The sequence below is a fragment of the Streptomyces sp. NPDC047081 genome (genome assembly GCF_040643775.1).
Lineage (GTDB): Bacteria > Actinomycetota > Actinomycetes > Streptomycetales > Streptomycetaceae > Streptomyces.
Window position 1 is genome coordinate 84,555 of sequence record NZ_JBEYUY010000001.1, and the last position, 26,987, is coordinate 111,541.

26 protein-coding genes are annotated in these 26,987 nt (G+C 70.7%); 10 read left to right on the forward strand and 16 right to left on the reverse strand.

Going from position 1 to position 26,987, the window contains the following annotated elements; all coding sequences use genetic code 11:
• From ABZ848_RS00420 to ABZ848_RS00445, 6 genes are all read left to right on the forward strand, one after another.
• Nucleotides 1–954 carry an ABC transporter permease gene (locus ABZ848_RS00420; RefSeq protein WP_360822851.1) on the forward strand — a complete coding sequence of 318 codons (954 nt, stop codon included), beginning with the start codon at nt 1–3 and terminating at the stop codon, nt 952–954.
• Nucleotides 954–1,844: an ABC transporter permease gene (locus ABZ848_RS00425; RefSeq protein ID WP_360822854.1), complete on the forward strand. Its 891-nt coding sequence runs from the start codon at nt 954–956 to the stop codon at nt 1,842–1,844. The genes ABZ848_RS00420 and ABZ848_RS00425 overlap by 1 nt, the downstream gene beginning before the upstream one ends.
• Entirely contained in the window at nt 1,844–3,586 is a 1,743-nt protein-coding gene (locus ABZ848_RS00430; protein ID WP_360822857.1) for an ABC transporter ATP-binding protein, read from the forward strand. Before ABZ848_RS00425 ends, ABZ848_RS00430 begins: the two co-directional genes overlap by 1 nt.
• Nucleotides 3,583–5,595: a CocE/NonD family hydrolase gene (locus ABZ848_RS00435; protein WP_360822860.1), complete on the forward strand. Its 2,013-nt coding sequence runs from the start codon at nt 3,583–3,585 to the stop codon at nt 5,593–5,595. The genes ABZ848_RS00430 and ABZ848_RS00435 overlap by 4 nt, the downstream gene beginning before the upstream one ends.
• Nucleotides 5,562–6,239 carry a TetR/AcrR family transcriptional regulator gene (locus ABZ848_RS00440; protein ID WP_360822863.1) on the forward strand — a complete coding sequence of 226 codons (678 nt, stop codon included), beginning with the start codon at nt 5,562–5,564 and terminating at the stop codon, nt 6,237–6,239. Before ABZ848_RS00435 ends, ABZ848_RS00440 begins: the two co-directional genes overlap by 34 nt.
• Before the next feature lie 98 nt (nt 6,240–6,337).
• Nucleotides 6,338–8,056, forward strand: coding sequence for an esterase (locus ABZ848_RS00445; RefSeq protein WP_360822866.1), 1,719 nt, complete (start codon nt 6,338–6,340; stop codon nt 8,054–8,056).
• A 3-nt stretch (nt 8,057–8,059) separates the two neighbouring features.
• On the opposite strand, the gene ABZ848_RS00450 is transcribed toward ABZ848_RS00445, so the two are convergent.
• The 7 genes from ABZ848_RS00450 to ABZ848_RS00480 form a co-directional block, all read right to left on the reverse strand.
• Nucleotides 8,060–8,701, reverse strand: coding sequence for a class I SAM-dependent methyltransferase (locus ABZ848_RS00450; RefSeq protein WP_360822869.1), 642 nt, complete (start codon nt 8,699–8,701; stop codon nt 8,060–8,062).
• Nucleotides 8,702–8,708: 7 nt separating this feature from the next.
• A complete protein-coding gene (locus tag ABZ848_RS00455; protein ID WP_360822872.1) occupies nt 8,709–9,503 on the reverse strand; it encodes a siderophore-interacting protein in 795 nt (264 codons plus the stop codon).
• Nucleotides 9,504–9,549: 46 nt separating this feature from the next.
• Entirely contained in the window at nt 9,550–10,254 is a 705-nt protein-coding gene (locus tag ABZ848_RS00460; protein WP_360822875.1) for a class II aldolase/adducin family protein, read from the reverse strand.
• 87 nt (nt 10,255–10,341) lie between these two features.
• Complete coding sequence (locus ABZ848_RS00465) at nt 10,342–11,133, reverse strand: alpha/beta hydrolase (RefSeq protein ID WP_360822878.1); 792 nt, start codon at nt 11,131–11,133, stop codon at nt 10,342–10,344.
• Between the two features lie 4 nt (nt 11,134–11,137).
• The gene (locus ABZ848_RS00470; RefSeq protein ID WP_360822881.1) at nt 11,138–11,569 is read right to left on the reverse strand and encodes a VOC family protein; all 432 of its coding nucleotides are present in this window, start codon (nt 11,567–11,569) and stop codon (nt 11,138–11,140) included.
• Between the two features lie 92 nt (nt 11,570–11,661).
• Nucleotides 11,662–12,144: a pyridoxamine 5'-phosphate oxidase family protein gene (locus ABZ848_RS00475; protein WP_360822884.1), complete on the reverse strand. Its 483-nt coding sequence runs from the start codon at nt 12,142–12,144 to the stop codon at nt 11,662–11,664.
• A 67-nt stretch (nt 12,145–12,211) separates the two neighbouring features.
• Entirely contained in the window at nt 12,212–12,790 is a 579-nt protein-coding gene (locus tag ABZ848_RS00480; protein ID WP_360822887.1) for a PadR family transcriptional regulator, read from the reverse strand.
• A 217-nt stretch (nt 12,791–13,007) separates the two neighbouring features.
• On the opposite strand from ABZ848_RS00480, the gene ABZ848_RS00485 reads away from it, so the two are divergent.
• Complete coding sequence (locus ABZ848_RS00485) at nt 13,008–13,490, forward strand: PadR family transcriptional regulator (RefSeq protein ID WP_360822889.1); 483 nt, start codon at nt 13,008–13,010, stop codon at nt 13,488–13,490.
• A 190-nt stretch (nt 13,491–13,680) separates the two neighbouring features.
• Nucleotides 13,681–16,182 carry a DUF6273 domain-containing protein gene (locus ABZ848_RS00490; protein ID WP_360822892.1) on the forward strand — a complete coding sequence of 834 codons (2,502 nt, stop codon included), beginning with the start codon at nt 13,681–13,683 and terminating at the stop codon, nt 16,180–16,182.
• Between the two features lie 96 nt (nt 16,183–16,278).
• Here ABZ848_RS00490 and ABZ848_RS00495 read toward each other — a convergent pair whose 3' ends face one another.
• The 9 genes from ABZ848_RS00495 to ABZ848_RS00535 form a co-directional block, all read right to left on the reverse strand.
• Nucleotides 16,279–17,283 carry an ABC transporter ATP-binding protein gene (locus ABZ848_RS00495; protein ID WP_360822894.1) on the reverse strand — a complete coding sequence of 335 codons (1,005 nt, stop codon included), beginning with the start codon at nt 17,281–17,283 and terminating at the stop codon, nt 16,279–16,281.
• Nucleotides 17,273–18,280 (reverse strand): ABC transporter ATP-binding protein, encoded by a 1,008-nt coding sequence (locus ABZ848_RS00500; RefSeq protein WP_360822897.1) that lies wholly within the window; start codon nt 18,278–18,280, stop codon nt 17,273–17,275. The genes ABZ848_RS00495 and ABZ848_RS00500 overlap by 11 nt, the downstream gene beginning before the upstream one ends.
• 16 nt (nt 18,281–18,296) lie before the next feature.
• Nucleotides 18,297–19,202 (reverse strand): ABC transporter permease, encoded by a 906-nt coding sequence (locus ABZ848_RS00505; RefSeq protein WP_360822900.1) that lies wholly within the window; start codon nt 19,200–19,202, stop codon nt 18,297–18,299.
• The gene (locus ABZ848_RS00510; RefSeq protein ID WP_360822903.1) at nt 19,199–20,188 is read right to left on the reverse strand and encodes an ABC transporter permease; all 990 of its coding nucleotides are present in this window, start codon (nt 20,186–20,188) and stop codon (nt 19,199–19,201) included. The genes ABZ848_RS00505 and ABZ848_RS00510 overlap by 4 nt, the downstream gene beginning before the upstream one ends.
• Nucleotides 20,189–20,198: 10 nt before the next feature.
• Nucleotides 20,199–21,758: an ABC transporter substrate-binding protein gene (locus tag ABZ848_RS00515; protein WP_360822906.1), complete on the reverse strand. Its 1,560-nt coding sequence runs from the start codon at nt 21,756–21,758 to the stop codon at nt 20,199–20,201.
• A 641-nt stretch (nt 21,759–22,399) separates the two neighbouring features.
• A complete protein-coding gene (locus ABZ848_RS00520) occupies nt 22,400–23,233 on the reverse strand; it encodes an ABC transporter ATP-binding protein (protein WP_360822908.1) in 834 nt (277 codons plus the stop codon).
• Nucleotides 23,234–23,246: 13 nt separating this feature from the next.
• Complete coding sequence (locus ABZ848_RS00525; protein WP_360822911.1) at nt 23,247–24,029, reverse strand: ABC transporter permease; 783 nt, start codon at nt 24,027–24,029, stop codon at nt 23,247–23,249.
• 4 nt (nt 24,030–24,033) lie between these two features.
• Nucleotides 24,034–24,783 (reverse strand): ABC transporter permease, encoded by a 750-nt coding sequence (locus ABZ848_RS00530; RefSeq protein ID WP_360824284.1) that lies wholly within the window; start codon nt 24,781–24,783, stop codon nt 24,034–24,036.
• 98 nt (nt 24,784–24,881) lie between these two features.
• Nucleotides 24,882–25,730: an ABC transporter substrate-binding protein gene (locus ABZ848_RS00535; protein WP_360822914.1), complete on the reverse strand. Its 849-nt coding sequence runs from the start codon at nt 25,728–25,730 to the stop codon at nt 24,882–24,884.
• Between ABZ848_RS00535 and ABZ848_RS00540 the strand changes: the two genes are divergently transcribed.
• The gene (locus ABZ848_RS00540) at nt 25,723–25,932 is read left to right on the forward strand and encodes a hypothetical protein (protein ID WP_360822917.1); all 210 of its coding nucleotides are present in this window, start codon (nt 25,723–25,725) and stop codon (nt 25,930–25,932) included. The genes ABZ848_RS00535 and ABZ848_RS00540 overlap by 8 nt on opposite strands.
• A 179-nt stretch (nt 25,933–26,111) precedes the next feature.
• Nucleotides 26,112–26,981, forward strand: a complete 870-nt coding sequence (locus tag ABZ848_RS00545; protein WP_360822920.1) for a PaaX family transcriptional regulator C-terminal domain-containing protein — start codon at nt 26,112–26,114, stop codon at nt 26,979–26,981.
• Nucleotides 26,982–26,987 lie beyond the last annotated feature (6 nt).

The following is a 26,987-nucleotide window of genomic DNA, read 5'->3' on the forward strand; positions in this document are numbered from 1 at the left end:
ATGCTCGTGTTCGCCGCCCGCCGACTGGCAGCCGCCCTCGGCACGCTGCTCCTCTCCTCCGTCCTGGTCTTCCTCGCCCTGCAAGCTCTGCCCGGCGACGTCGCCACCCAGATCCTCGGCAAGGACGCCACGCCCGACGCGGTGGCCGCCCTGCGCAAGCAGCTGGGGCTCGACCAGCCCGCCTGGGAGCGCTACTTCGACTGGATCAAGGGCGCCGTGCACGGCGACTTCGGTACGTCGCTGGTCTCCGCCAAGCCGGTGGGGAGCGAGGTCGCCCAGTACCTGGGCAACTCCGCCCTCATCGCCGTCGTCACCATCGTCTTCGCGGTGACCGGGTCCCTGGTGCTGGGCATCCTCGCCGGCCTGTACCGCGACCGCTGGGCCGACCACGTCATCTCGACCGCCAGCCTGGTCGGCATGAGCGTCCCCGAGTTCGTGGTCGCCACCGTCCTGGTGCTGTGCTTCTCGGTCGCGCTGCCGTGGTTCCCGGCCGTCGTCCTGTACGGCCCCGACGCGAGCGTCGGCCAACTCCTGCCCGCCGTATGGCTTCCCGCGCTCGCGCTGGCCATCGTGATGGCGGCCTACATCGTCCGCATGGCCCGTACGTCGGTCATCGACGTGATGGCCAGCGAGTACGTCACCACGGCCCGGCTCAAGGGCCTGTCCACCTGGCGGGTCGTCACCCGGCACGCCCTGCCGAGCGCGCTGCTGCCCACCCTGCACGTCATCGCCCTCAACGTGGCCTGGCTGGTGGGCGGTGTCGCCGTCGTCGAGAACGTCTTCAACTACCCGGGCATCGGCAAGCTGATGCTCAGCTCCGTGCAGAACCGGGACCTGCCCGTCGTGCAGGCCGTCGCCCTGATCAGCGCGGTCGTGTACGTCGTCTGCAACCTCGCCGCCGACCTCGGCGCCATGGCTCTCAACCCCAAGCTCCGTACGCGCGGGAGGACCTGATGACCACCCTCGACACCCCGCCGGTGACCGCGGCGGCGACGCCGGGACGCGCGGCCCGCACCTGGCGCACCCTGCGCTCCTCCCGAACGGCCCTCGTGGGCCTGGCGATCGTGGCCGTCCACACCCTGATCGCCCTCCTCGCGCCCCTGCTCACCTCCTACGACCCCATCGCCAACGACCCCTCCCAGGCCCTCCTCGGATCGAGCTGGTCGCACTGGGCCGGCACCGACATGTACGGCCGGGACGTCCTCACCCGCGTGCTGTACGGCGGCCGTTACGCGCTCGGCGTCTCCGTCGTCGCCACCGTCATCGCCCTCGCCCTCGGCACGGTCATCGGCTGTGCGGCGGCGCTGCGCGGCGGCTGGTTCGACGACGTGCTGGGCCGCGTCCTCGACGCGGTGCTGTCGGTGCCGTCCATCCTCGCGCTGCTCGTCGTCGTGACCGCGCTGGGCACCGGCCCGGTGGTCATCGTGATCGCCGTGGCCGTCGTCTTCGTACCCCAGGTCGTACGGGTGGTGCGCGGCGCGGCGCTGGCCGTCGTACCCGCCGACTACGTGACCGCGGCCCGCGCCCGCGGCGAGCGCACCTGGTCGATCCTGCGGCGGGAGGTGCTGCCGAACATCGCCGACGTGGTGTGCGTGGAGTTCGCCATGCGGGCCTCCTGGGTCGTGCTGCTGATCTCCTCGCTGTCCTTCCTCGGCTTCGGCGCCGACCCGCCGACCCCCGACTGGGGGCTCATGGTCGCCGAGAACCGCACCGCCATCACCGTCGTCCCGATGGCGAGCCTCGCGCCGATCATCGCCCTGGCCACGCTCGTGGTCGGGCTCAACCTCGCTGCCGACGGCCTGTCCAAGGCGTGGGGCGTGGACCGGATCAGGGAGGGCTCGTGATGACCTCTGCAGCGGTGGTTTCCGTCAACTCCCTCTGTGTGTCCTACCGTTCGGGCGGGCGTGACGTGCCCGTCGTGCACGACGTGTCCTTCGAGGTCGCCGAGGGCCGCACGCTGGCGCTCGTCGGCGAGTCCGGCAGCGGCAAGTCGACCGTGGCGGCGACTCTGCTCGGCCATCTGCGGCACGGCTCGCGCCTGGACGGCGGGAGCGTGCGGGTGGACGGCAAGGACGTGTTCGCCCTGTCCGTACCGGAGTTGCGGCGGCTGCGCGGCGGGACGGTGGCGATGGTCGCCCAGAACGCCGGGCACGCGCTCACCCCGTCCATGCGCGTCGGACGGCAGATCGCCGAGGCAGGCGGCGAGGTCCCGGTCCTCGACCTCCTCGAACAGGTACGGCTGCCCAGTCCCGCCGACCTGGCGCGCCGCTACCCGCACGAACTCTCCGGCGGCCAGCAGCAGCGCGTCGCCATCGCCATGGCCCTCGCGGCCCGCCCCAAGGTCCTCGTCCTCGACGAGCCCACGACCGGCCTCGACGTCGTCACCCAGCGCGGCATCCTCGACCTCGTCACCGCCCTGCGCGACGAACTGGGCCTGGCCGCCGTGCTGGTGAGCCACGACCTCGGGGTGGTCGCGCGGATGGCCGACGAGGTGAGCGTGCTGCGGTCGGGCCGGGTGGTGGAGTCGGCGCCCACGCGCTCGCTCTTCGCCGGGGCCCAACACGCCTACACCAAGCGCCTGTTGGCGAGCGTGCCGCGCCTGACCGACGACGGGCTCGCCCTCGTCGGGGAGAACGGTGAGCGGGAGGTGCGGGCGAAGGCCGTGGTGGACGCGGACGCCCCGGTCGCGGTGTCGGCGACGGACGTCACCATCGACTATGGCTCGGCGCGTGCCGTGCACGGCGTCTCCTTCGACGTCCGGCGCGGCGAGATCGTCGCCCTCGTCGGGGAGTCGGGCAGCGGGAAGTCCACGCTCGCCTGGTCCCTCGCCGGTCTGCGCGCCCCCTCGGGCGGCACGATGACGCACGGCTCCGGCGACCTGGCCAAGCCGGCCCGTCAACGCCCCACCGCGCTGCGGCGGTTGGTCCAGCTGGTGTTCCAGAACGCCGACACCTCCCTCAACCCGCGCCGCACGGTCGGCGACGCGATCCGCCGCCCGCTCCGCTTCTTCGGCACGGCTCCCGACCGGCAGCAGGCCTCCACCAGGGCCCTCGACCTCATCCGGGACGTACGCCTGGACCCGGCGTTCGCCGACCGGCTGCCCGCCCAGCTCTCCGGCGGCCAGCGCCAACGCATCGGCATCGCACGGGCGTTGGCGGGCGAGCCGGACGTCCTCATCGCCGACGAGATCACCACCGCGCTGGACGTCTCGGTCCAGGCCGAGGTGCTGCGCCTGCTCGACGACCTGCGCCGGGAACGGCAGTTGGCCTGCCTGTTCATCAGCCACGACCTGGCCGTCGTACGGGGCATCGCCGACCGCGTGCTGGTCCTGCGCCAGGGCGTGGTGGTCGAGGAGGGCCCGACCGAGGCCGTCTTCGCCGACCCGGCCCACCCCTACACCCGGGAGCTGATGGCGGCGGCCCTCGAACCGGACCCCGACGCGAGCCCGTTCGTGGCCGACGCGCCCGACTGGACCGACGCGGCGGAACCGGACGACGTGTGGACCGACCACGGCGGCGGCCACCGCGTCCGCCGCTGGCGCCCGGCCAACACCCCCCTCACCTCTGTCGGCGAAGGAGTTTCGTGAAGTACCGCGAGCGGTTCGAGCGCCAGGTCGTGCGCGAGGACGTCTGGATCCCCACCCGTGACGGCAGGGTCCGGCTGCACGCCCGTATCTGGCGCCCGGCCGACGCGGAGGCCGACCCGGTGCCCGCCCTGCTGGAGTACCTCCCGTACCGCAAGAGCGACTGGACCGCCCCGCGCGATGCCCAGCGCCACCCCTGGTACGCCGGCCACGGCTACGCCTCCGTCCGCGTCGACATCCGCGGCCACGGCGACAGTGAGGGCACACCGGGCGACGAGTACGACGCGCAGGAGCTGGCGGACGGCGTCGACGTCGTCAACTGGCTCGCCCGGCAGCCCTGGTGCACCGGCAAGGTCGGCATGTTCGGCATCTCCTGGGGCGGCTTCAACTCCCTCCAGATCGCCGCCCTGGCCCCCGAACCCCTCAAGGCGATCGTCACCGTCTGCTCCACCGACGACCGCTACGACAACGACGTCCACTACATGGGCGGCGCCGTCCTCGGCATCGACATGCTCGCCTGGGCCGGCACCATGCTCGCCTTCGCCGCCCGCCCGCCGGACCCGGCGAACGTCGGCGCCGACCGCTGGCTGCCGATGTGGCGCGAACGGCTCGAAGCCCTCGACCCGTTCCTGCACACGTGGCTCGCCCACCAGCAGCGGGACGAGTACTGGCGGCACGGGAGCGTGTGCGAGGACTACGGCGCGGTGCAGGCCGCGGTGTTGGCGGTGGGCGGCTGGAACGACCCGTACCGCGACACGGTGTTGCGGCTGGTGGAGCACCTGCCGCACGACCGCGTCCGGGGGCTGATCGGGCCCTGGTCCCACCAGTACCCGGACCGCGGCCTGCCGCCGGGCCCGGCGATCGGCTTCCTCCAGGAGACGTTGCGCTGGTGGGACCACTGGCTGAAGGGCGAGGACACGGGGGCGATGCGCGAGCCCCTGCTCCGGGCCTGGATCAACGACCCGGTCCCGCCCTCGACGTCGTACGACGTCATGCCGGGCCGGTGGGTCGGCGACACGGCCTGGCCCTCGCCCCAAGTCGCCTGGCAGGAGCGCCCGTTGGGCACTGGACCTGCTGTGCTGGTCCGCTCGCCGCACCACACCGGCATCGACGCGGGCCGCTTCTTCCCGTTCGGCAACGCGAGCGATCTGGCGCCCGACCAGCGGGAGGAGGACGGCCGTTCGGTCTGCCTGGACTCGGCGCCGCTGACCGAACGCGTCGAGATCCTGGGCCGCCCGCGCGTCCGGCTCCGCCTGGACAGCGCCACCCCCCGCGCCCATGTGATCGCCCGCGTGTGCGACGTGGCCCCGGACGGCTCGTCGACCCTCGTCACCCGGGGCGTGCTCAACCTGCTCGCCCGGCACGGACGGGACAAGGCGGTGGAGTGGACGCCGGGCACGTACGAGGACGTCGAGTTCGAGCTGAACGCGACCGGGTACGCCTTCCCGCCCGGCCACCGCATCCGGGTCGCCGTATCGGACACGTACTGGCCGTGGGTGTGGCCGCACGGAGAACGAGGCGGGCTGACCCTGCTGCCGGCGGACAGCGCCCTCCTGCTGCCGGTCCGCGCGCCCGGCGACGAGCCGCCGATCCGCTTCGAGGAACCGGAGCAGGCGCCCCCGCTCCCGGTGACGTACGACGTCGAGTCCGAGCCGCGCCCGGAACGCCTGGTCAGCCATGACGTGGCGGCGGGGGAGTGGACCCTGGAGGTCGACCCGCGCTACGGCGGCTCCCGCACCTACCCCGACGGTCTGCGATACGAGGAGAACGCCCGGGAGACGTACCGTATCCGCAGTGACGACCCCCTCTCGGCCTCGGCCGTCTCCGAGTGGACGATCCGGCTGACCCGTGGCGAGGACGGGAGCGAATGGGACGCCGAGGTCTTCGCACGGACGGAACTGCGGGCCACGGCGGCGGAGTTCGTCATGGACAGTCACCTCGAAGCACGGGCGAACGGAGAGACAGTGGCCAAGCGCGCATGGCACCGCACCACCCCGAGGACGTCGGGATGAAGGCCGAGAAGAGCCCGCGCCGCGCCGTCGCCGCCGCCGACCGCACCCGGCAGCCCACCGAGGTGCGTCGCAAGCTCATCGTCGAGGCGGCGGTCCCGCTGATCGCCGAGCGAGGCTACGCCTCGGTCGGGGTCCGGGACGTCGCCGCCGCGGCCGGGGTGTCCGTCGGCACGGTCACCTACCACTTCGGCAGCGTGCAGGAGATCCTCTCCGAGGCGATGGTGCTGCAGATCGAGCGGTACTACACGGGTCTGAGCGAGGCCGCGGACCGGGCCACCAGCGGGGCGGAGGGGCTGCGGCTGCTGGTCGACGCGTTGTTCACCGAGGACACCGACCGGCACTGGCGGATGTGGTTCGAGTACTGGAACGTCGGCGAGCACCACCCGGACCCGGCGTTCGCCCGCGGCCAGGACCGCCGCTACGAGAGCTGGCACCGGCAGATCCGAACCCTCGCCGAACGCGCCCTCGCCGAGGGCGACCTCACCTCCGCGGACCTGGACGGCTTCACCGTCCGCTTCGCCGCCCTGGCCGACGGCCTGGCCCTGCAACGCCTGCGCCAGACACCGCCGTTGACGGTGGAGGACGCGCGGCGGCATCTGCGTCACTTCATCGAGACGGAGCTGGGCCGGGGGCGGTTCTTCTAACGTAATTATCATCGAGATTGTCAACAATCTTGTCGCCCACTTCCCCTACAGTCTGGGACTCGAAAGAGCCGCACAGCCCGACAGAGGGAGGTCCAGAAGTGGACATCAACCGCAGAACGGTCATGCGGGGCGCCGCGGCCGTGGCCGCGTTCGGAATCGTCGAGAGCGTGGCGGGCACCGCTTTCGCCGACACGGCCTCGGCCTACTCGCTGGAGTTCGACCCCACCGCCTGGTCGTACGACTCGGCCAACGACGTGTACTACCAACTCGGGAAGGTGTACGTCACCAACCCGGCCGCGACGGACTACGAGCACCTGTCGATCTACGTGCCGGGCGCCTACCTGAAGGCCACCGCGAACAGTGACGGGACGACGTACACCGCGAAGGTCGACCCGAAGGGCACCGTCGGCGGCTACTCGGGGCGCACGGCGCCGATCGTGATCCCGGTCAACACCCCCGGCTACGCGGGGCAGAAGCCGGCCACGTCGTACAACTACAGCAGCGTGTCGAAGTACTTGGAGGCCGGGCACATCTACGTGTGGCCGGGCCTGCGCGGGCGGGACAGTTCGACCAGCACCCGCTCCGACGCGGCCCCCTGGGGCGTGACCGACCTCAAGGCCGCGGTCCGCTTCCTGCGGTACAACCGCGGCGTCCTGCCCGGCAGCACGGACGACATCGTCCTGTTCGGCATGAGCGGCGGCGGCGCCCAGGACACCGTGGCGGGCGCGTCCGGCGACAGCCCCCTGTACGAGCCCTACCTGCGCACGATCGGCGCGGCCATGCAGGACGCCCAGGGCCGTCCGCTCAGCGACGCCGTCGCCGGCGTCATGGCCTGGTGCCCGATCACCAGCCTGCACGAGGCCAACCTGTCCTACGAGTGGAACATGGGCCAGTTCGCCTCGACCGGCACGCGCGCGTCCGGCACCTGGACCAGCGCCTACTCGACGGACCTCGCGAAGGCCTGGCCCAGGTACGTCAACCGGCTGGGTCTGCGCGACGAGCACGGCAGGCGCCTGGAGCTGACCGGGTCCGGCGACGGCATCCACCTGGCCGGCAGCTACTACGACCACCTGATCCAGGTGATCACCACCTCGCTGAACAACTTCCTCGCCGACAACACCTTCCCGTACACCATCACCACGCAGGGCGGCCCGCCCGGATCGGGCCAGACGGGGACCTCCACCACGTACCAGACGGTGGAGGACTACATCGCCTACCTCAACACCGACAGCGAGTGGGTCACCTACGACGCCGCGACCAACACCGCCACGGTGTCCGGCCTCGAAGGCTTCGTGAAGAGCCAGAAGGTCGCGAACAAGCCGGTCGGCGCGTTCGACGGGTACTCCCGCGGGCAGACCGAGAACGGCGTCTTCGCGATGGGCCTGGGCGCCCCCGCGCACTTCGCCCCGCTCACCCGTGACGTCGTCAAGGCGAACGAGGCGACGTACGCCACGTACTCCGACTGGAGCTCCGACTACGGCTCCGCCGCGTACGACAGCGACTTCGCCAAGAAGGACAGCGTCGGCAAGGACATGGCCTGGCGGGCCGACGCGTACAACCCGCTGTACTACCTCTCACCCGCCTTCGACGGCTACCGCCGGTCGCGGGTGGCACGCCACTGGCGCATCCGCACCGGCATCATGCAGGGCGACACCGCCAACACCACCGAGATCAACCTCCAGTTGGCCCTGCGGAACTACGGCATCCGCGACGTCGACTTCGCCACCGTGTGGGCCCAGGCACACACGATGGCCGAGCGCACCGGCGACTCGACGACCAACTTCATCGCCTGGGTGGCGTCCGTCACGAAGAAGTGACCTTCAGTCGGACAGGAGGGTCACCTCGACGCGCGTGCCGAAGGACACCGACACGTAGTGGTCGTGGGTTTCCAGATAGGTGCGGTAGCCGCGTGCCTCCGCGTTGTCGGCGACGATGACCGCGGTGGGGGACAGGTCCGGCTCCAGCAGTTTCAGTACGTCGACGTAGAGGTGGCCGGGGCCGTCCAGGAAGAGCAGGTCGACAGGGCGTGGGCGCTTGGCGCGGAGCGTCTCCCGGGCGTCGCCCAGGAGGATCTCCACCAGGTCGTCCACGCCCGCTTCCGCCAGGGTGCGGCGGGCCGCCTCCGCCTTGGTCGGTTCGGTCTCGGTGGCGATGAGCCTGCCGCCCCCGTTGTCCCGCAGGGCGGCGGCCAGATGGAGCGTGGACACGCCGAAGGACGTGCCGAACTCCACGATGGTGCGCGCCTCGCGGAGGCGGGCGAGGAGATAGAGCAGTTCCCCGGTCTCGGGGGTGATCGCCAGGTGTGCCTTGCGCGCGGCGGCCGCGTACGGCGGCGAGCCCTGCTGGAAGCCCTCGGCGAGCAGGGCCCGCCGCTCCTCGTGGAACTCCCTCTGCGTGCGCTCCGCGTCGGAGAACAGCCGGGCGAGGAGGAGCTGGAAGGCGGGGTCGGTCAGCGTGGCCATGCGGTGCTCAGCCGTCCTCTCCGGTGTCGTGGTCGGAGTGGTTCGCGGTGCCCGCCTTCCAGTACGCGCGCGTGTGCAGGACGACAGCGCCGGGGGAGGAGGAAGCCGACCTGGCCGTGCTCGCCCCCTGGGCCAGCAGGTGGCGGCGGATCTCCCGCATCACGCCGGCCTCGCAGCCCACCCAGACCTCCGTGGGCTCCTGCGGGAACGGCATCCTCTCGACGGCTGCCAGCAACTGACCGCCGGGCCTGCCGGATTCGGCGACCCAGGTGACCTCGGGCCGGGCGGGACCCGTCACGTCGATCCTGTCGTCGAGGTCGACGACCTCGACGACGGCCTCCGCGCGGGTGCCCGCGGGAAGCGCCTCAAGGATCGAGGCCATCGCGGGCAGCGCGCAGTGGTCGCCGAGGAGCAGGATCCTGGACGCCTCGCGGGGGAAGAAGCCGCCCCGGGCCTGGCCGGAGATCTCCAGTGTGTCGCCGGGGGCCGTGGCGCGGGCCCAGCCGGTGGCCGGTCCGTCGGCGTGGATGCCGAACTCGACGGTGAGCTCGCCGCGGTCCGGGTCGTGGTCGCGAACGGTGTACGTCCGCATGGCGGTGCCTCCGTCGGGCGCCGGGACGAAGAGCTTGAGGTGGGCGCCGGGGCCGTCCGCGGTCCAGCCGGCCAGGTCGCCTTCAGCGCGGACCCGGACCAGACGGGGCGTGACCCGGGTGACGTCGGCGACCGTCAGCCGACGCCGGGGCAGCCGCCCTCCTCTGCCGCGCCCGCCCCTGGTCGTGCCGGTGGTCTGAGGGGTGGTCATGTGTGCTGCTCCTGATGGTGTTCGGTGACGGGTGGGCGTCGGGCGGCTATCCGGCCGTGTCGAGGCGTCGTACGAGGTACTCCCACGTCCGCAGGAGGTAGCCGTCGGACTCGGCGTGGACGTACCGCTTGCCGGGGTTGCGGAGTTCGGGGGCGACACCGCCCGCCCAGGTGGCGAGGATCTGGAGGCGGCAGGCCCGTTCCAGCAGGACCGCGGTGGTGACGGCGGTGGCTACTCCGGAGCCGACGGCGATGATGCCGTGGCCGACGAGGAAGAGGGCGCGGGCGTCGCCGAGCCGGTCGGCCACCGCGGCGCCGAGCTCCGCGGTCTGCACGAGACCGACGGGCTCCTCGTAGCGGGGCACACCACCGGCGAAGGGGCCGGCGCCGTTGGAGAAGGCGTACAGCGGCTGGCCGGTGGCGGGCAGGGCTGTCGCGTACGGCGGGTGGCAGTGCACCACGCTGTCGATGTCGGGGCGGGCCCGCAGGACCTCGGTGTGCAGGGGGTACTCGCGCGGGGGCGGTCCCGAGCCTTCCAGGAGGGTGCCGTCGAAGTCGATGAGCGCGATGTCCTCGTACGACACCTCGTCGAAGCCGCGGCCTCCGGACTTGAGCCAGACACCGCGTCCTTGAGGGTCGCGTAGGGAGACATGCCCCCAGACGGGGTCGCCGTGGTCGTCGGAGCCGAGCACATGGCAGCCGGTGACGATGTCGGCCGCTGGGGTCCCGCTCGACGGGTTCTCGGTGGGCACGTCCTCACCTCGGGCTTTCTGTCGGGTTGCGTTGCGCGGCGGCCGGGAGGGGGAGCTCCCGGCCGCCGGAGGAGGTGTACGGCGCGGTCAGTTCGCCTGGTAGGCGCGGTCGAGGATCTCGTCGACGACGGAGTTGAACCGCTGCGGGTTCTCCCAGTAGTCCGAGTGCGGGGCGCCCTCGACGAGCCTGACCTCGGCCTCGGGGAGCAGTTCCCGCAGACGGGCGTAGGCCGGCTTGTAGACCATGACGTCGGCGCCGCCCTCCAGGACCGTGAGGTGCACCCCGGCCTCGATGGCGTCGCGCATCCGCTGGACGGAGACGGAGCCCTGGAGGGAGTTGGCGAGCCGGTTCGGGCGGCCGGGGCCGGTCTGGTTGAAGCTGCCGATCTGGAAGAACAGATGGACGCGCTCCGGCTCCTTCTCCTGGAACTCCTTGGTGAGCAGGAAGTCGGCCACGGAGAGGTGACGGACCTGCTCGCGGCCCTTGCGGTTGAGTTCGGAGATCTCGTCGCCGACGGGGCCGAGGGTGCTGGTCATGATGAGACCCGCGATGCGGTCCGTGTTGTGGACCGTGTACGACAGGCCGCTGTAGCCGCCGAGCGACTGCGTGACCACGAAGGCGCGGTCGACCTCGGCGTGGTCGAGCACCGCCTCGATCGCGGTGGGGTGGGTGCCGGTGTCGAAGCGGCCGGACTCGATCCGGGAGAGCCCGAAGCCCGGCAGGTCGATGGTGATGACCCGGTAGCGCTGCTGGAAGTGCGGGACCTGCTGGTACCAGGCGGCGTGGTTGCCGCCGCCGCCGTGCAGCAGGACCAGGGCCGGGCCCTCGCCCTTGGACTCGTAGTAGACCTCGCCGTCGTCGGTGGTGGCGTAGGGCATGCGGTCACCAGTCCCGGCCGGCGTGGTGGGTGATCTCGACGTGGTGGCCGTCGGGGTCGTGGATCGTGGTGGTGCTGGAGTTGTTCTGCGGCCGGGTGTACGGCTCGTCGTAGGGGACGCCGAGCTTGTCGAGGTGGGCCAGGAAGGCCTGGAAGTCCTCCACCTCGATGGCGAAGTGGTAGTGGATCTTGGGGTCCAGGTCGCTGATCGGCGAGAAGTGCAGGTCGAAGTTGCCGTGGGTGAGCAACAGGGCCTGGATCTGGGGCGCGTTCGCCGAGCCGGAGCGCCCGCGCGGGATGATGCGCTTCATCCCGAAGACCTTCCCGTACCACTCCTCGGTCCTGGCCGGGTCGGTGATGGGGAAGTTCACGTGGTGGATGCTGTGGGCGTCCGTGCTCCTGTCGAGCTCGGGGTTCTGGTCGAGGTCGGGGCTCATGGGTTTCCCTTCGAGAAGGGCTCGATATCACGATATATCGTTATCGAGCTCGGAGATCGCCGGAGAAAGGCGTCGGCCGGAGGGGCGTGGCGTCAGCGCGCCATCTTGATCGGGCCGGTGCCGCCGAAGCCGATGACGGAGTCGACGTCCACGATGACGGCGACGCCCCGGCGCTCGGCGTCCCGCTCCTGTTCCACCCGGGGGATACCGGCGTAGACGGCGTCGTCGAGCGACGGCTCCACGTGGGCCCGCCCCTTGATGGCGATGCGCCGGGCGCCGACCGAGGGGTCCGGCCCCTGCTCGGGGTCGTAGTACAGGATCGAGACCGCGGGGTTCTCGGCCACGTCGACGGCCAGCCCCTCGTCCCGTTTGCGCACCCAGATGGCGATCTGGTCGCGCGAGTGCACGTGGACGCTGCCCCGGAACGAGACGGACGGGGTGCCGTCCACGGCGACCACGGCCACCACCGCGGGCCGCCCGCGTTCCATGGCGCTGTTGAGCGAGGTGGCGATGTGACCGGTGAGGTCGATCTTCTCCGCGGGCTTGTCGATGGCGCCCGGGGGCCTGCCTGGCATGTCGTCTCCCAGTGGGACGGTGTCGGGTGGGCGGTGCCGGCCGATGCGGCGTCGGTCGGTGTGGCTGTCAGCCGGTGCGGTCGGCCAGCAGGCGGTACAGCTTCCTGCGGGTCTCGTCGAGCAGGCGCACGGCCTCCGCCGGGGCCTCGGCGTCCCCGTCGAGGGCCACCTGCCGGGCGGCGGCCGTCGTCGCGTGGATCGCCCGGTGCAGCGCGAGACCGGCTTCGGTGGGCAGTCCCCAGAGGCCGGCGGGGTCGTTCACGCGGTTCACGTACGCGGTGCCGGCCTCGGTCAGTTCGTACGTCCGGCCGGACTCGCCGTCGCCGTCCGTGCCGCGCACCAGTCCCTCGTCCTCGAACTGCCGCAGCATGCCGCCGACGAAGGCGGGGCCGGGGAAGCGGGGGCCGTAGCCGCGGGACTCCAGCGCCTGCAGCAACTGGGCGGCGTTGCGCGGGCCTTCCGTCTTGAGCAGGGTCAGCAGTGCCCGGCGGCCGCCGCCGTAGCGCCGGCCGGGACCGGGCCATCCGCCTCCGGCCGGGCCGTAGCGGCCGTACGGGAAGCGGCCGCCGCGACGGCCTCGCCGGCCACCGCCGCCGTATCCGCCGCGGAAGGCCTCATACGGCATCGGGAAGTAATCGCTGTACACGTTCATCTCCCTTCGGTGTGTCGATGATATATCGCTAACGGTCGCTGTCAATGTGACCGACAGCGAGGGCAAGGCTTGCGGAACGCGTGGCCGTAGTGGGTATTGACGTGGGTGGCCGGAGGTTGTAATCGCCCCGCACCCATGTCGGTGCTGATATCGTGTCGATATATCTGTGGACCGAAGAGCGGAGCGCTCCTCGCGACGGTGATGAGGCGGAATGCGCAGGGGAAGTCACGACCGCGGCGAAGGCCGCCGTATGCGCCGGGGCCGGGTCCCCAGCCTTCTTCTCGCCGCGCTGCTCGACGGGCCGGCGCACGGCTACGAGCTGATGGACCGCCTCGAGTCCTCCAGCGGCGGCACCTGGCGGCCGAGCCCCGGGTCCGTCTACCCGCTGCTGCAGTCCTTCGAGGACAGCGGGCTGGTCGAGGCCAGTGAAGTGCAGGGCCGCCGGGTCTTCGCGCTGACGGAAAGGGGCCGGGAGCAAGCCCTTCGGGACCGGGACGGCGAGGGCACCGAGAGCGGGTCGGGCTCCCACGGCGACCTGCACTCCACCTCACCGCTGCGCATGGAGATGGAGCGACTGAAGAACGCCGCCCGCCAGGTGACCTCCGCCGGGGTGCCGCCCGAGCAGATGGACGAGGCGATCGCGGCCGTCCGCAACGCGCGGCAGACGCTGTACCGCATCCTGATGGACCAGTAAGTCCCCCTGCCGCCCCGCCCTCTGCCCCCCGGCTCCCGGGTCGCCTCTCGCCGGAGCGGGCGCGTCCGCAACCGTTGACACGCGATTTCACCCACATTACGTTGACGACCGCTCACTAGCGATAGTGATAGATCGTGATACGTCAACGAGCCGCAGATCTTCTTCTTTCCGCTCACCCGAGAGGCGGGAAATGTTCAGAACGATCGGAATCTCACTCGCCGCGGCCCTGATGCTGCCGAGCGTGCAGGCAGCCGCCGCGGACGCCCCCCAAGCCACGTACAAGATCCAGTGGTTCGACGGGACCAGGTCCGGAACGTACCCGGCGAAGGCCAACTCCAGCGAGACGCGTACCGCCACGGCGGGCGCGAAGGTCAAGCTCACCGCGGACGACCTCGACGCCCCGCGCGGCTACACGCTGGACCGGAAGAACACCACCGTGAAGTGGTCGACCGTCGCCGGCGACAACTCCACCGTCCTGTCGGTCTACTTCAAGGCGGACCGGGAGGCGACCGACCTGTTCCAGCGGGGCAACCTCCTCTGGACCACGACCACTTCGGGCGATCCGAACGGCGACGGGAAGTTCCTGAGCTCCACCACGGCCCAGAACAACCTGAAGGCCATGAAGTACTGGTACCGGTCGGCGAAGCTCGGCGACATCGGCGCCCTGGACGCGGTCGTCAACTACACCTACTACGAGCGCGGCGGATTCGTGCGGGACGACGAGTCCAACATCTACACGCCGTACTACGGCGCGAACATGGGCAACAACATAGGTGGCGAGTCGGGCTGGTCCGTCATCCGGCGCTTCGGGCTCTTGGCGGTCCACAAAGGGCTGGCCGACCTGAAGAGCCTCGACAACAGCGGCACCGCGCAGTCCGACATCTACCACGCCCTCGCCGAGTCGTACGCGAACGACGAGATGAAGGCCATCTACCCCGAGATGATCGACTACAAGGCGTCGCTGCCGTACTACCTGGCGGCCGCCAACTCGGAGGGCGACTTCAAGGGCTGGCGCTATGTGGCCGAGCTCTACTGGTTCGGCCGTATCCCTCCCGACAGCGGGATGACCGCCGGTGAGGAGGCCCTCCAGTACATGGAGAAGGCGGCCACCGGCTACGACTCCGAGAACTACCTGAAGAACGACGCCACCGCCAACGCCTACCTCGGCTTCTGGTACCTCAACGAGGACGGCACCGGCCCGGACCTGCCCATCCCCGCCGGCGAGACCAAGGTGTCGATGGCGCTGAAGTACTTCACCCGGGCCAGGGACATCGCCGACCACGGCACCATCCGCAAGATGCAGGAAGCGCTCGAGAAGCTCGCCGAGATCTACGAGACCGGCGAGAACGAGACGTCCGGCGCGCCGACCGCGGCGGATCTGGAACAGGCGCGCGCGGTGTACGAGGAGATGCTCACCCCGGCGTACTACCCCGGCACGCAGAAGTACACGGACGCGGTCGCCCGCGTCGAGGCGAAGCTCGCGGCGATGGCGGACGGCGGGAACACCGCCGTCGTCCACAACGGCGCACCCGTCACCCTCGACCACCCCGCGATCGTGCGGGACGGCGAGGTACTGGTCCCCTCGACCGCACTGGACTCGCTCGGCCTGAAGACCTCGTACGACGAGTCGTCCCGGCAACTGACCGCCACGAACGACGAGTTGACGATCCAGCTCACCGCCGGAAGCGACCGCGCGGTCGTCGTGCACACGGACGTCAGGATGGACGCCGCCGCGCAGCTCGTCGACGGTGAGCTGTTCGTGCCGCTCCTCTTCATCGGCAGGACCCTCGGGCTCGACACGAGTTACGACACCGCGGTCAACACGGTCTCGCTGAGCGACCCCGCAGCGCCGGCGGTCGACCCCGGCTTCGACAACGGCGGCAACGCCGTCGTCAGCTTCGGCGGACGCGAGTGGATCGTGCTCGCCAAGAAGGACGACCGCCAGCTGATCGTCGCCAAGGACGACCTGACCGACGCCGCGTACAACAGCGCGTACAACCCGACCACGGGCCAGGCGCTCTACACCACCTGGGAGAACAGCGAGCTCCGCGCCTACCTGAACGGCTCGTTCTACGACAGTCTCAGCGCCGACGACCAGGCGAAGATCATCGGCACCCGGATCGGCAACACACCGAACACCGACTACAAGACACTCGCCGGAAGCGACACGACGGACAAGGTCTTCGTGCTGTCGCAGCAGGAGTACGAGACCTACATCGGCGACGACCAGGCGCTGGTCGGTGCGCTCAACTCCGGTGGTTCCGGCTGGTGGTGGCTGCGGACGCCCGGCGTCGACCAGCGCTACGCCGCCTTCGCGAACTCCGCGGGCTTCGTCGCCTCGTACGGGCGCCTCGTGACCAATCCGCTCGGCGGCGTACGTCCCGCCCTGTGGGTGAAGATCCCGGCGACCGATCCCGGCACGCATCCCACGATGACGGTCACGCAGAGCGGCGCGCACCAGCTCACCGCGACGTTCGACCGGGCCCTGGGCGCCTCGGACGCCTCGTTCTCGATCCTGAAGGACGGATCGCCGGTGGACATCTCGTACTTCAAGTGGGCCGAGGACTCCAAGTCCGTGGTCTTCACGACGTCGGACGAGCTCACCGACGGCAGCTACACGGTCGACATGGCCAACGTCACCAACGGGCGGACCCTGAGCGGAACGCTGGTGATCGGGAGCGGCTCGGGCTGAGGTCAGGATCGGCCCGAGCGACACGAACCCCCGGCGCGGCGGCCTCTCGGCCGGCTCGCCGGGGGTTCGGCATCGTCCGCGCCGGTGTTCCCGGGCTCAGGGTTCGCGAGGTGTCGGCTCCGGCTGCAGCGGGAAGTGGCAGGCCGCGAACCTGCCGGGCCGGACCTCGCGGATCTCCGGCTCCGACCGCGCGCACACCTCCTGGGCCAGCGGGCATCTGCCGCGGAACCTGCATCCGCTGGGCGGCGCGAGCGGGGAGGGCACCTCTCCTTCGAGCGGCGAGCCGGCGAACGGTTCGTCCGGGTCCGGCAGCGGTACGGACTCCAGCAGCGCCCGGGTGTACGGGTGGGCCGGAGCGTCGTACACCTCGACGGAGTCGCCGAACTCGCAGACCTTTCCGAGGTACATGACCATCACGCGGTCGCTCACCGACCGCACGACGGCGAGGTCGTGCGCGATGAAGACGATCGTGAGGCCGAACTCGGGCTTCAGCTTCTCCAGCAGGTTGAGGATCTGCGCCTGGACCGACACGTCGAGCGCGGACACCGGCTCGTCGCAGATCAGCAGCTTCGGCTTCAGGGCCAGGGCGCGGGCGATCGACACGCGTTGGGCCTGGCCGCCGGAGAGCTGTCTGGGCAGCACGTCGGAGAAGCGCTCGGGGTCCAGGCCCACTTCGGTGAGCATGTCGGCGACGAGCTTCTCCCGCTCGGCGGCCGGTGTCCCGGCGATGGCCAGGCCCTCGGCGACGATCTCCTTGACGTGCCGGCGGGGGTTGAGCGACCCCAGCGGGTTCTGGAAGATCATCTGCAGGTCGCGCCGCAGCGGGCGCAGCCTCCGCTCGCCGGTTCGGTCGATGCGTACGCCGGCACAGGTGACCTCCCCGGAGGTCAGTTCGCCGAGTCTCAGGACGGCCCGGCCCATGCTGGACTTGCCGCAGCCGGACTCGCCGACGACGCCGAGTGTCTCGCCCGGCAGGACGTCGAAGCTCACGTCGGAGACGGCCTGCACCGTGCCGCCACGGGTGCGGTGCTCGACCACCAGGTTGCGCACGCTCAACAGCGCCTCTTCGCCCCGCAGATGCGCGGTTCCGCTACCGGCCATCGTGCTCACCCTTCGCTGTGAGAGGGACCTCCACCGGGTTGGCGCAGGCCACGTGCCGGCCGTCGGAGAGCTGGACCATCTTCGGGCTCACCTCGTGGCACGCACCGGAAGCGTGGGTGCAGCGGTCCGCGAAGCGGCAGCCGGGCGGTGGCTCGAACGCGCTCGGCAGGGAGCCCGGGATGAGCGGGAAGAGGCTGTGCCGTTCGTGCGTGATGGTCGGCGTGGCGGCCAGCAGCGCCTGTGTGTACCGGTGCCGTGGGGTCCGGAACACCTGCCGGGTCGGTCCGGTCTCGGCCAGGCGGCCGGCGTACATCACCGCGATGTGGTCGGTCCGGCCCGCCACCAGGGGGAGGTTGTGGCTGATGAGGATCATCGACATGGCCCGTTCCCGCTGCACACGGCGGAGCAGGTCCAGGATCTGCCGCTGGACGGTGACGTCGAGTGCCGTGGTCGGTTCGTCGGCGATCAGCAGCTCGGGCTCGCAGGCGAGCGCGACGGCGATCATCACCCGCTGGCACATCCCGCCCGACATCTCGTGCGGGTAGGCGCGCAGTCTGCGCTCCGGGTCGGAGATGCCGACCTCACCGAGGAGTCGGACCGCGCGGGCCCGGGCCTCGGACCTGCCGAGGCCGAGGTGCTTGCGCATGCCTTCGGTGAGTTGCCGTTCCACGGTGAGCACCGGGTTGAGCGAACGGCTCGGGTCCTGGAAGACCATGGACATCTGCGGGCCCCAGATCTCGCTCATCGCCTTGCGGGGCAGCCCGATCAGCTCCTGTCCCTTGAACCTGACGGACCCGGTGCGGTCGCCGCGGCGGGGCAGCAGCCCCATGATCGCGCGGGACATCACGGACTTGCCCGAACCGGACTCGCCGACCAGCCCCATGGCCTCCCCGTGGCCGAGCGAGAACGACACGTCGTCGACGGCCTTGACGACACCTCGTCTGGAGCTCAAGTACGCGCGGAGGTTGGTCACTTCGAGCAGTGGTTGACTGTGCATGGCTTCGGTCCTCCTCTCAATGCCCGACCGACTTGTCGAAGCGGTTCCTGAGGCCGTCGCCGATCTGGTTGAGGGCGAAGACGGTGAGGAAGATTGCGGTCGCCGGCACGAACACCAGGAAGGGCTGGTCGGCGATGGAGTCCTTGGCCGCGTTGATCATCCCGCCCCACGAGGGGCGAGGGGCCGGGATGCCCAGCCCCAGGAAGCTGAGCGACCCCTCCGCCACGACGACGTGCGACAGCACGATCGGCAGGTACGAGGCCAGCGGCGGCAGGACGTTCGGCAGGATCTCCCGGACCAGGATCCGGGCGTCGCTCGCGCCGAGCCCCTTCGCCGCCCGCACGAACTCCCGCGAGGACCAGGCCAGCGTGTGCGCGCGGGCGAGCCGCAGGAACTGCGGGACGCCCATGACGCCCATGCCGACCACGAGGGTCCTGACGCTCGGACCGTAGATCGAGGCGAGGGCCAGGAGCAGCACCAGGCCGGGGAAGGCGAGCATGACGTCGGAGGAGAGGACGACGACGCCGTCGAACCACCTGCCGAAGTAGCCGGCCAGCATCCCGAGCACCGTCCCGGCCACGAAGGCGATCAGACAGGCGGCGGCGCCGACGACGAGCGAGACCCGGGCCCCGTAGACCAGCCGGGAGAGCATCGACCGGCCGAGGCCGTCCGTGCCGAGCACCGTCGACAGGGAGCCGAAGTCCGGTGCCGTGTGCGGTGATCCGATGGGAATCGTGTACGACGCCAGCGGGAGCACCGGCGCCAGGACGGCGAGGGCGGCGATCAGCACGAGCCAGGTTCCGCTGAGCCAGGTCAGGACGGACCTGCGCGCGGTCAGCGGGGTGACGTCCGGGAGGCGCGTGTCGTCCGGGGGCTCGACCGGGACCGTCGGGACCCCGTTGCGGGCTTCCGTGGTCGTCATGCCGCCGCCGCCCGCCTGACCCGCGGGTCGACCATGCCGTAACCGATGTCGGCGAGCGTGTTCACGGCGACGCAGACGACGCCGGTGAAGGCGACCATGCCCTGCACCATGATCACGTCGCGGGTGCCGATCGAGCTGATCAGGAGCTGCCCCAGCCCCGGCAGCGAGAACAGCGACTCCGCCACCGCCGTGGCACCGACCAGCCTGCCGACGCTCAGGCCGACCATCGTGACCAGCGAAAGGGACGAGGGCCGGAACGCGTGCCGGAACATGACGTACACCTGGCCCATGCCGCGGGCGCGGGCCGCGCCCACGAAGTCCTCGCCGAGGGTGGTGATCAGGTCGGTGCGCAGCAGCCGGTGGAAGGCCGCGACCTCCACCAGGGCGATGGAGAGCGCCGGCATGACCGCCGACCGCAGGTTGGCGCCGAGGCCCTGGCCGAGCGGTGTCCACCCCATCACCGGGAACCAGCCCAGCCGTACCGACAGGAAGTAGATCAGGACCGGGCCCGCGATGAAGGCGGGCACGGACAGGAGCACCGAGGACACCGCGGTGAGGGCCCGGTCGAGGAGGCTGCCCGGCCAGGCGGCGCACAGCACGGCGAACACCACCGCCACGAGGAGGGCGAACAGCACGGCCAGCAGGGTGAGTTCGAGCGTCACCGGGACGCGGTCCGCGATCGCGCCGCCCACCGGCTGGTTGGTGAGCGGCGAGGTGCCGAGGTCGCCGCGCACGGCGTGGGCGAGCCAGTCGCCGTACTGGGCCAGGACCGGCCTGTCCAGGCCCAGTTCGCGGTTGAGGGCCGTCACGTTCTCGGCCGTGGCGTTCTGGCCGAGGATCGTCTCGGCGACCGAGCCGGGGGCGGCGGCCATGAGGACGACGAGGGCGAAGGTCACCAGGAGCATCACCAGAAGGCCGCGGCCGGTCTTCCGGACGACCGACAGGGCGGTACGGCTGCGTTTCGTCAGCTTCAGCGGGTTCGTCAACGTTCCTCACTCACTTGGTCAGCCACAGTTCCGCGGGGAGCGGGGAACCGGACCCGTCGAGCACGACTCCGCCCACCTTCTTCGTCACCGCGGCCTGCGCGGTCCGGGCGATGAGGATGGCGGGGGAGAGGGCGGCGAGCCGCTCGGAGACCGTCTTGTAGGCCGCGGCGCGTTCCGTGTCCGTCGTCGCCGAACTCCCCTTCTGCAGCGCGGCGTCGAGCCGGGCGTCGGAGACGAAGGACGCGTTGCGCGGGGACTTGCCGGAGAAGGCAGCGGACAGGGCGGGCTCGGGGTCGAGGAAGAACGCGGTGGACGTCAGCATGTCGTACTGCTTCTGGCCGTAGACCTTGCCCGACTCAGACCAGTCCACCGTGTTGATCTTGACGGTGACGTTCTTGTACGCGCCGAGCTGCGCCTGCACCGCCTCGGCGAGGGCCTTGTCGGTCGGGAACGTGGTGAAGGTGAAGGTCACCGGCTTGCCGTCGGCGGCCAGTTCGTCGAACAGCTTCTGGGCCGCCTGCTTGTCGTAGGTGTGCAGGGCGACGTCGTTGTAGTACGGGCTGTTCTTCGGGAAGAGGCCCTGCGCGGTCTCCGCCTTGCCCTCGTAGACGGCCGAGTTGAGCGCGTCGATGTCGAGCGCCTCGCTGACCGCCTGCCGGGCCCGTACGTCGTCGAAGGGCGCCCGCTTGGTGTTCAGCGTCAGGAACCGGCCGCCGCCGGAGGGGACGGTGGTGACGGTGAGGCCCGCCGTCCTGTCCTTCGCGAGCGACTCCCAGTCGGTCTCGACCCCGAGGTCGGCGCCCCCGCTGGTCAGGGTGTTGACCCGCTGCTGGGCGTCGGTGGCGGTCGTCAGGGTGATGCCGTCGAGATAGGGCTTGGGGGCGTCGTAGTACGTGGTGTTCCTGACGAGGGACAGCGCGCCGCCGCGGGTCCAGGACTTGAGGGTGAAGGGGCCGGCGCCGACGGGCGCGGTGTCGAAGGAGTTGGCGCCCTTCTTCAGCGCGGCGGGCGAGGCGATCCAGTTCATGGCGGTCGTGACGACCTGCTCGCCGTAGAGGGGAGTCGGCCTGCCGAGCGTGACGTCGAGGGTCGTCGCGTCGACCACCTTCGTCGACTTCACCACGGAGGCGTACGGCTGGGAGTCCGAGCCCAGGGACGGGTCCTTGAGGCGGTCCCAGTTGTACTTCACCGCTGCCGCGTCGAGCGCGCTGCCGTCCGAGAACTTCAGGCCCTTGCGCAGGGTGAGCGTGAAGGTGTTGCCGCCGTCCTTGCTGGAGAAGTCCGTGGCCATCCGGTACTCGATCGCGCCGGTCTTCTGGTCGGTGACCATCAGGTTGCCGTAGAGCGCGTTGCCCAGAAGTGCCGTGCCCTGCAGGGTGTTCTGCAGCAGGGCCGGGTCGAGGTTGCGCGGTTCGCTGATCTCCACCGCTCGCAGGACGCCGCCCGTCACCGGCTTCCCGGTCGCCGCCGAACTCCCGCTCCCCTCGGTCCCGTTGGACTCGCAGGCTGCCAGCAGAAGTGCGGCGCAGCAGCCGGCGATCGCGGTGAGAACTCTTCTGTTCCTGGTCATGACTACCTCTCGAAGACGGGACGTCAAGAAGCTGAGGGCATGGGGAAACGGCGTCGCGTGCCGACTGCCTGCGCATCGCGGCCTGGCCGGCGTCCTGGCGTCGGCGGGCGGCGCGGCCGACTCCTGACCAGTCGGCGGCGTCGAGGGAAAAGCACTGCGACGTGAAGCGGCTGTGACGCCGGAAACAGTGACAACCCCGCCCGAGGGATGTCCAGGGTGCTGACAGACCTTCTTCGGGGTGGGTGCCGCAACCATAGCTTGCCTATCGCGATAGCTCTCTAAGTGAGTCGCTTGCGCGGCAAGGAGAGGGCCGCCTCCGCGGCGCCCGGCGCGTCCCTCGCGGGCGCTGCGCTCCAGGGCGTATCGGCTGGCCTGAACTGCCCGTTACCGGCTCGGAGCCGGAGGCTCACGGTGATCCCGCGGCCGGGGCGGGGATTGCCCCCGCACACCTCTTGACGCGGCATGGGAGCTGGCTAACGATAGTCAGCGATAGCTCAAACCGATGCCTGGATGCCCCCTGACCGGACGCCTGGGCACCCGCACGCCGTGGGCGACGAGGCCCGCGAGCAAGGAGATGGCATGCCGGGACGGGCCGACCGCATCGGAATGATCACCAGACGCCGGTCGAGGGCAGGGAATGCCTACGATTCGGTCTTCTGCAGCTCCAGGTCGAGATCCTGAGCCGGGGCGGCCGGTGTCGTGTCGCCGCTGTGGTGCTTGGCGCGCTGGATCTGTTCGTAGACGTGGGAGCGCAGTTCGCCGAAGCGGGTGCTGGAGCGGGTGTGCAGCTGGTCGCGTTCGGCGGGCAGGTCGATCGTCAGGTCCTCCAGTACGACGGTCGGCGACTTGGACAGGATGATGGTGCGCTGGCCGAGATAGACGGCCTCGTCGATGTCGTGGGTGACGAACAGGACGGTGACGCCGAGTTCGTGCCACAGGCGTCGGATGAGGTCCTCCAGGTCGGCGCGGGTCTGCGCGTCGACGGCGGCGAAGGGCTCGTCCATGAGCAGCACCTTCGGCTCGTAGGCGACGGCGCGGGCGATCGCGACGCGCTGCTGCATACCGCCGGAGAGCTGCCAGGGATAGGCGTGGTGGGCGTCGGCGAGGCCGACCACCTCCAGGGCGTGGTCGACGAGTTCACGCTCGCGCGCCCTGCCGAGCTTCTTGTGGCGCAGCGGGAGTGCGACGTTGTCGCGCACGTTCATCCAGGCGAACAGCGAGCGGCCGTACTCCTGGAAGACCACCGCCATGCCCGGCGGCGGCCCGCTCACCGGGCGGCCGTCCAGGCGCACTTCGCCGCCGGTCGGGGCGAGCAGGCCGGCCATGCACTTCAGCAGGGTCGTCTTGCCGCAGCCGGACGGGCCGACCAGGCAGACCAGTTCGCCGGCGTCGATGTGGAAGCTCAGGCTGCGCAGCGCCTCTACCGTGCGGTTGCGTCCGGTGTACGTCTTCTGCAGATTGCGTACGTCGAGCATCGACGTCTCCTTCTCAGGTGTTGCGCTGGGCGCGGCGCAGGCCGTGGTACCAGGCCAGGACCCGGGTCTCGGCGAGGCGGAAGAGCAGCGACAGGGCGAAGCCGAGGAGGCCGAGCAGCAGGACGCCGCTCCACATCTCGGGGATGGCGAAGGTGCGCTGGAACTGCACGATGGTGAAGCCGAGGCCGTTGCTGGCGGCGAACATCTCGCTGATGACCATGAGGATGATCCCGATCGACAGCGACTGCCGCATGCCGGTGACGATCTGCGGGCTCGCCGAGCGCAGCACCAGGTGCCACAGGCGGGCCGGGCCCGTGATGCCGTAGGAGCGGCAGGTGTCACCCAGCACCTCGTCGACGGCGCGGACGCCCTCGACGGTGTTGAGCAGGATCGGCCACACGCAGCCGCTCGCGACGACGATGACCTTCATGGTGTCGCCGATGCCCGCGAACAGCATGATCACGGGGACCAGCACCGGTGGCGGGATCGCGCGGAAGAGCTCCAGTACCGGCTCCAGTACGTCCCGTACGACGCGGTGCGTGCCGATCAGGAGACCGAGCCCGATGCCGACGACGACGGCGAGGAGGTAGCCCGCGGTGAGCCGCAGCAGGCTCGGCAGGACGTCGGACGCCAGCCGGTCGGCCGTCCAGACCTCGCCGAACTTCCCGAGGATCACGGAGAGCGGTGGGACGTAGACGTCGGTGCTGCCCGCGGTGGCGAACCACCACGCGGCGAACAGCACCGCGGGCAGGCCCAGGAGGAGCAGGATCCGCCGGGCCGATGTGAGGACGGTCATCGGGTCATCCCTCCCCGCGCTGGGACTGGTGCCAGTGCAGCGCGCGCCGTTCGACGGCCCGCGCCACCAGGTTGATCGCGACGCCGAGCAGCCCGGTGACCAGCACCAGGGCGTACACCCGCGGTACGGCGCCGGAGGTCTGCGCGACCGCGATCTCGTGACCGAGGCCCGGGGAGCCGATGACGAGTTCCGCGGTGACCGCGAGGACCAGCGCCACCGCCGACGCCAGCCGGACACCCGTCATCACGTACGGCAGCGCGGTGGGCCACAGCACGTACCGCAGCCGCCCCCAGCCGCCGAGCAGATAGCTGCGGGCGGTGTCCTCCGCGACCGGATCCACGTCGTGTGTGCCGGCCAGCACCTGGACGAGCACCTGCCAGAAGGAGGCGTACACCACCAGCAGCAGTGTCGAGCGCAGATCGGTGCCGTAGAGCAGCACCGCCACCGGGATCAGCGCGACGGACGGGATGGGGCGCAGGAACTCGATGGTGGACGCGGTCGCCGCGCGCAGCACTGGGACCGAACCGATCACCACGCCCACCGTCACTCCGGCGGCGACCGCGATGGCCAGGCCCAGGCCCCAGCCGGTCAGGGTGTCGCCGAGCGCCGTCCAGAAGGCGTGCTCGCCGAGGAGTCCGCCCAGGGTGCGGGCGATCCGCGAGGCGGGCGGAAGGTAGTCGGGCGAGACCGCGCCGGTGTGCGGGAGCACCTCCAGGAGCGCCACAAGACCGGCCAGTCCGGCGAGTCCGCGCAGCGCGGTGACCGTGCCGGGGCCGCGCCGGGCGGGCGCCCCGCCGGGACCGTCACCGGTCCCGGCGGGCTGCGTCCGCGGGGACGCGAGAGTCGTGGGGGTCACTGGAACAGCGCCTTCAGGTCGGGCTTCTTGTCGCCGAAGATGCCGTCCTGCTCCCCGAGTTGGGCCAGCTTCTCCAGGGAGGCCATGTCGTACTCGGCCGGCCAGGACGGGAGCGTCAGGTCTTTGAGCACCGTGGCGTCGATCTTGGTGTACGTGGTGATGGCCTGGCGTGCCTCGTCCGGGTGGGCGGTGGCGTACTTGAGCGACTCGGTCATCGCCGCGGCGAAGTTCTTCACCAACTCCGGGTTGGACTTGGTGAGTTGGGTGGAGGTGAAGTAGGCGGTCAGGGTGAGCTTCGGGTCGGTCTCGGCGAACGGCGAGGTGACGACCCGGTCGCCCTGGGCCTTGGCGATCGTCAGCGCGGGCTCGGCCATCCAGGCCGCGTCCACCTGGCCGCTGCTGACCGCGGCCGGCATCTGGTCGAAGGCCAGCTCGACGAACTTGATCTTCGAGGGGTCGCCGCCGTCCTTCCGCACGGCCTCGCGCACGGTGGTGTCGCCGATGTTCTGCAGCGTGTTGACGGCCACCGTCTTGCCCGCGAGGTCCTTCGCGGACTTGATCGGACTGTCCTTCTTGACCGCCACGCCGCTGACGTCGGTCGTGGTGTTGCCCGTGGTGGCGTCGCCGTTGGCCACCGACGTCACCTGGATTCCCTTGGTCTGGGCGATCATCAGCGAGGTGGTGTTGCTGAACCCGAACTGGAACTGGCCGCTGACCACGCCGGGGATGATGGCGGCACCGCCCTGGGCGCTCTCCATCTTCAGCTCGATGCCGCGGCTGCTGAAGAAGCCCTTCTTCTGGCCCAGATACAGCGGCGCCACGTCGACGATCGGGACGATGCCCACCTTCACCTGGGTGGTCTTGCCGCTGCCCGAGGCCGATGAACTGCTCGAATCGGATGACGAGGATCCGCATCCTGCCGCACCGGCGGCCGTGACCACTGCTATCGCAAGCCCGAGAATGCGCCGTCGCATGGGGCTCCTCCTGACGGAAAGTGACTGGGGACGATTCGCCGCACACAAGTGCGCGCCGAATCAGGTGAGTTGAAAGGTCGGCCCGCCCGGGGCCGAAGTGGGGGTTCGGGCGGCTCGTGGGCCGTGACGACCGTCGATCTAGAAGTTGTGCATCTTCTTGACGGCCGCAATGTACACGCCTACCTTCGCGGTGTCATGCCCCCCGGACGAAGGAGTTCGCATCGTGAGGTGCCGGATGCGCGGAGGCCCGGCGTGACGCTCCCCCAGGCCAGGCCCACCGCCGACACGGACGCCGGACCCTCCGGTGCCGGCCCGCAGCTGCGCCCCCAGTCGCTGCTGCTCGCCTTCTTCGGCGACCACGTCCTCGAAGAGGGGCCGCTCGGCGTGTACTCGGGCAGCGTCATCGACGTCCTCGGCCGCGTCGGGGTGGGGGAGCAGGCCGTCCGCTCCACCCTCACCCGCATGGTGGGCCGCGGCCTGCTGCGGCGGCAGCGGCAGGGGCGCCGCATGTACTTCGGGCTGACCCCGCACGCGACGCAGATCCTGCTGGGCGGCCGCAACCGTGTCTGGCACACCGGCGTGGTCAACGACGACTGGGACGGCACCTGGACCCTGCTCGGCTTCTCGCTCCCCGAGGCCTGGCAGCGCCAGCGGCACGACCTGCGCTCCCGGCTCACCTGGTCCGGCTTCGGCCCCCTCTACAGCGGACTGTGGATCGCCCCGGGCGACGTCGACATCTCCGGGATCGTCGCCGAACTCGGCATCGCCGCCCACGTCAAGATCTTCCACGCGCACGCCGACGAGGCCACCGACATCGACGTGATGATCCGCGACACCTGGGACCTGGAGACCATCGCCGCCCGCTACGCGGCCTTCGACAGGCGCTGGATCGCCCAGGTCGGAGCCGCCGGCGGCGACCCGCTCGCCATCCATCTGCGCCTGGTCGCCGAGTGGCTCGGCACCATCCGCACGGACCCCCGGCTGCCCGCGCGTCACCTGCCGCCCGACTGGCCGGCCCGGTCGGCGGCGGAGACCTTCCGGCGCATCGCCGAGCAGACGCGGGCGCCGGCCCGCCAGGTGGCCGCCGGACTGCTGGAGACCACGCCGCTGGAGACCCCCTGACCCCGA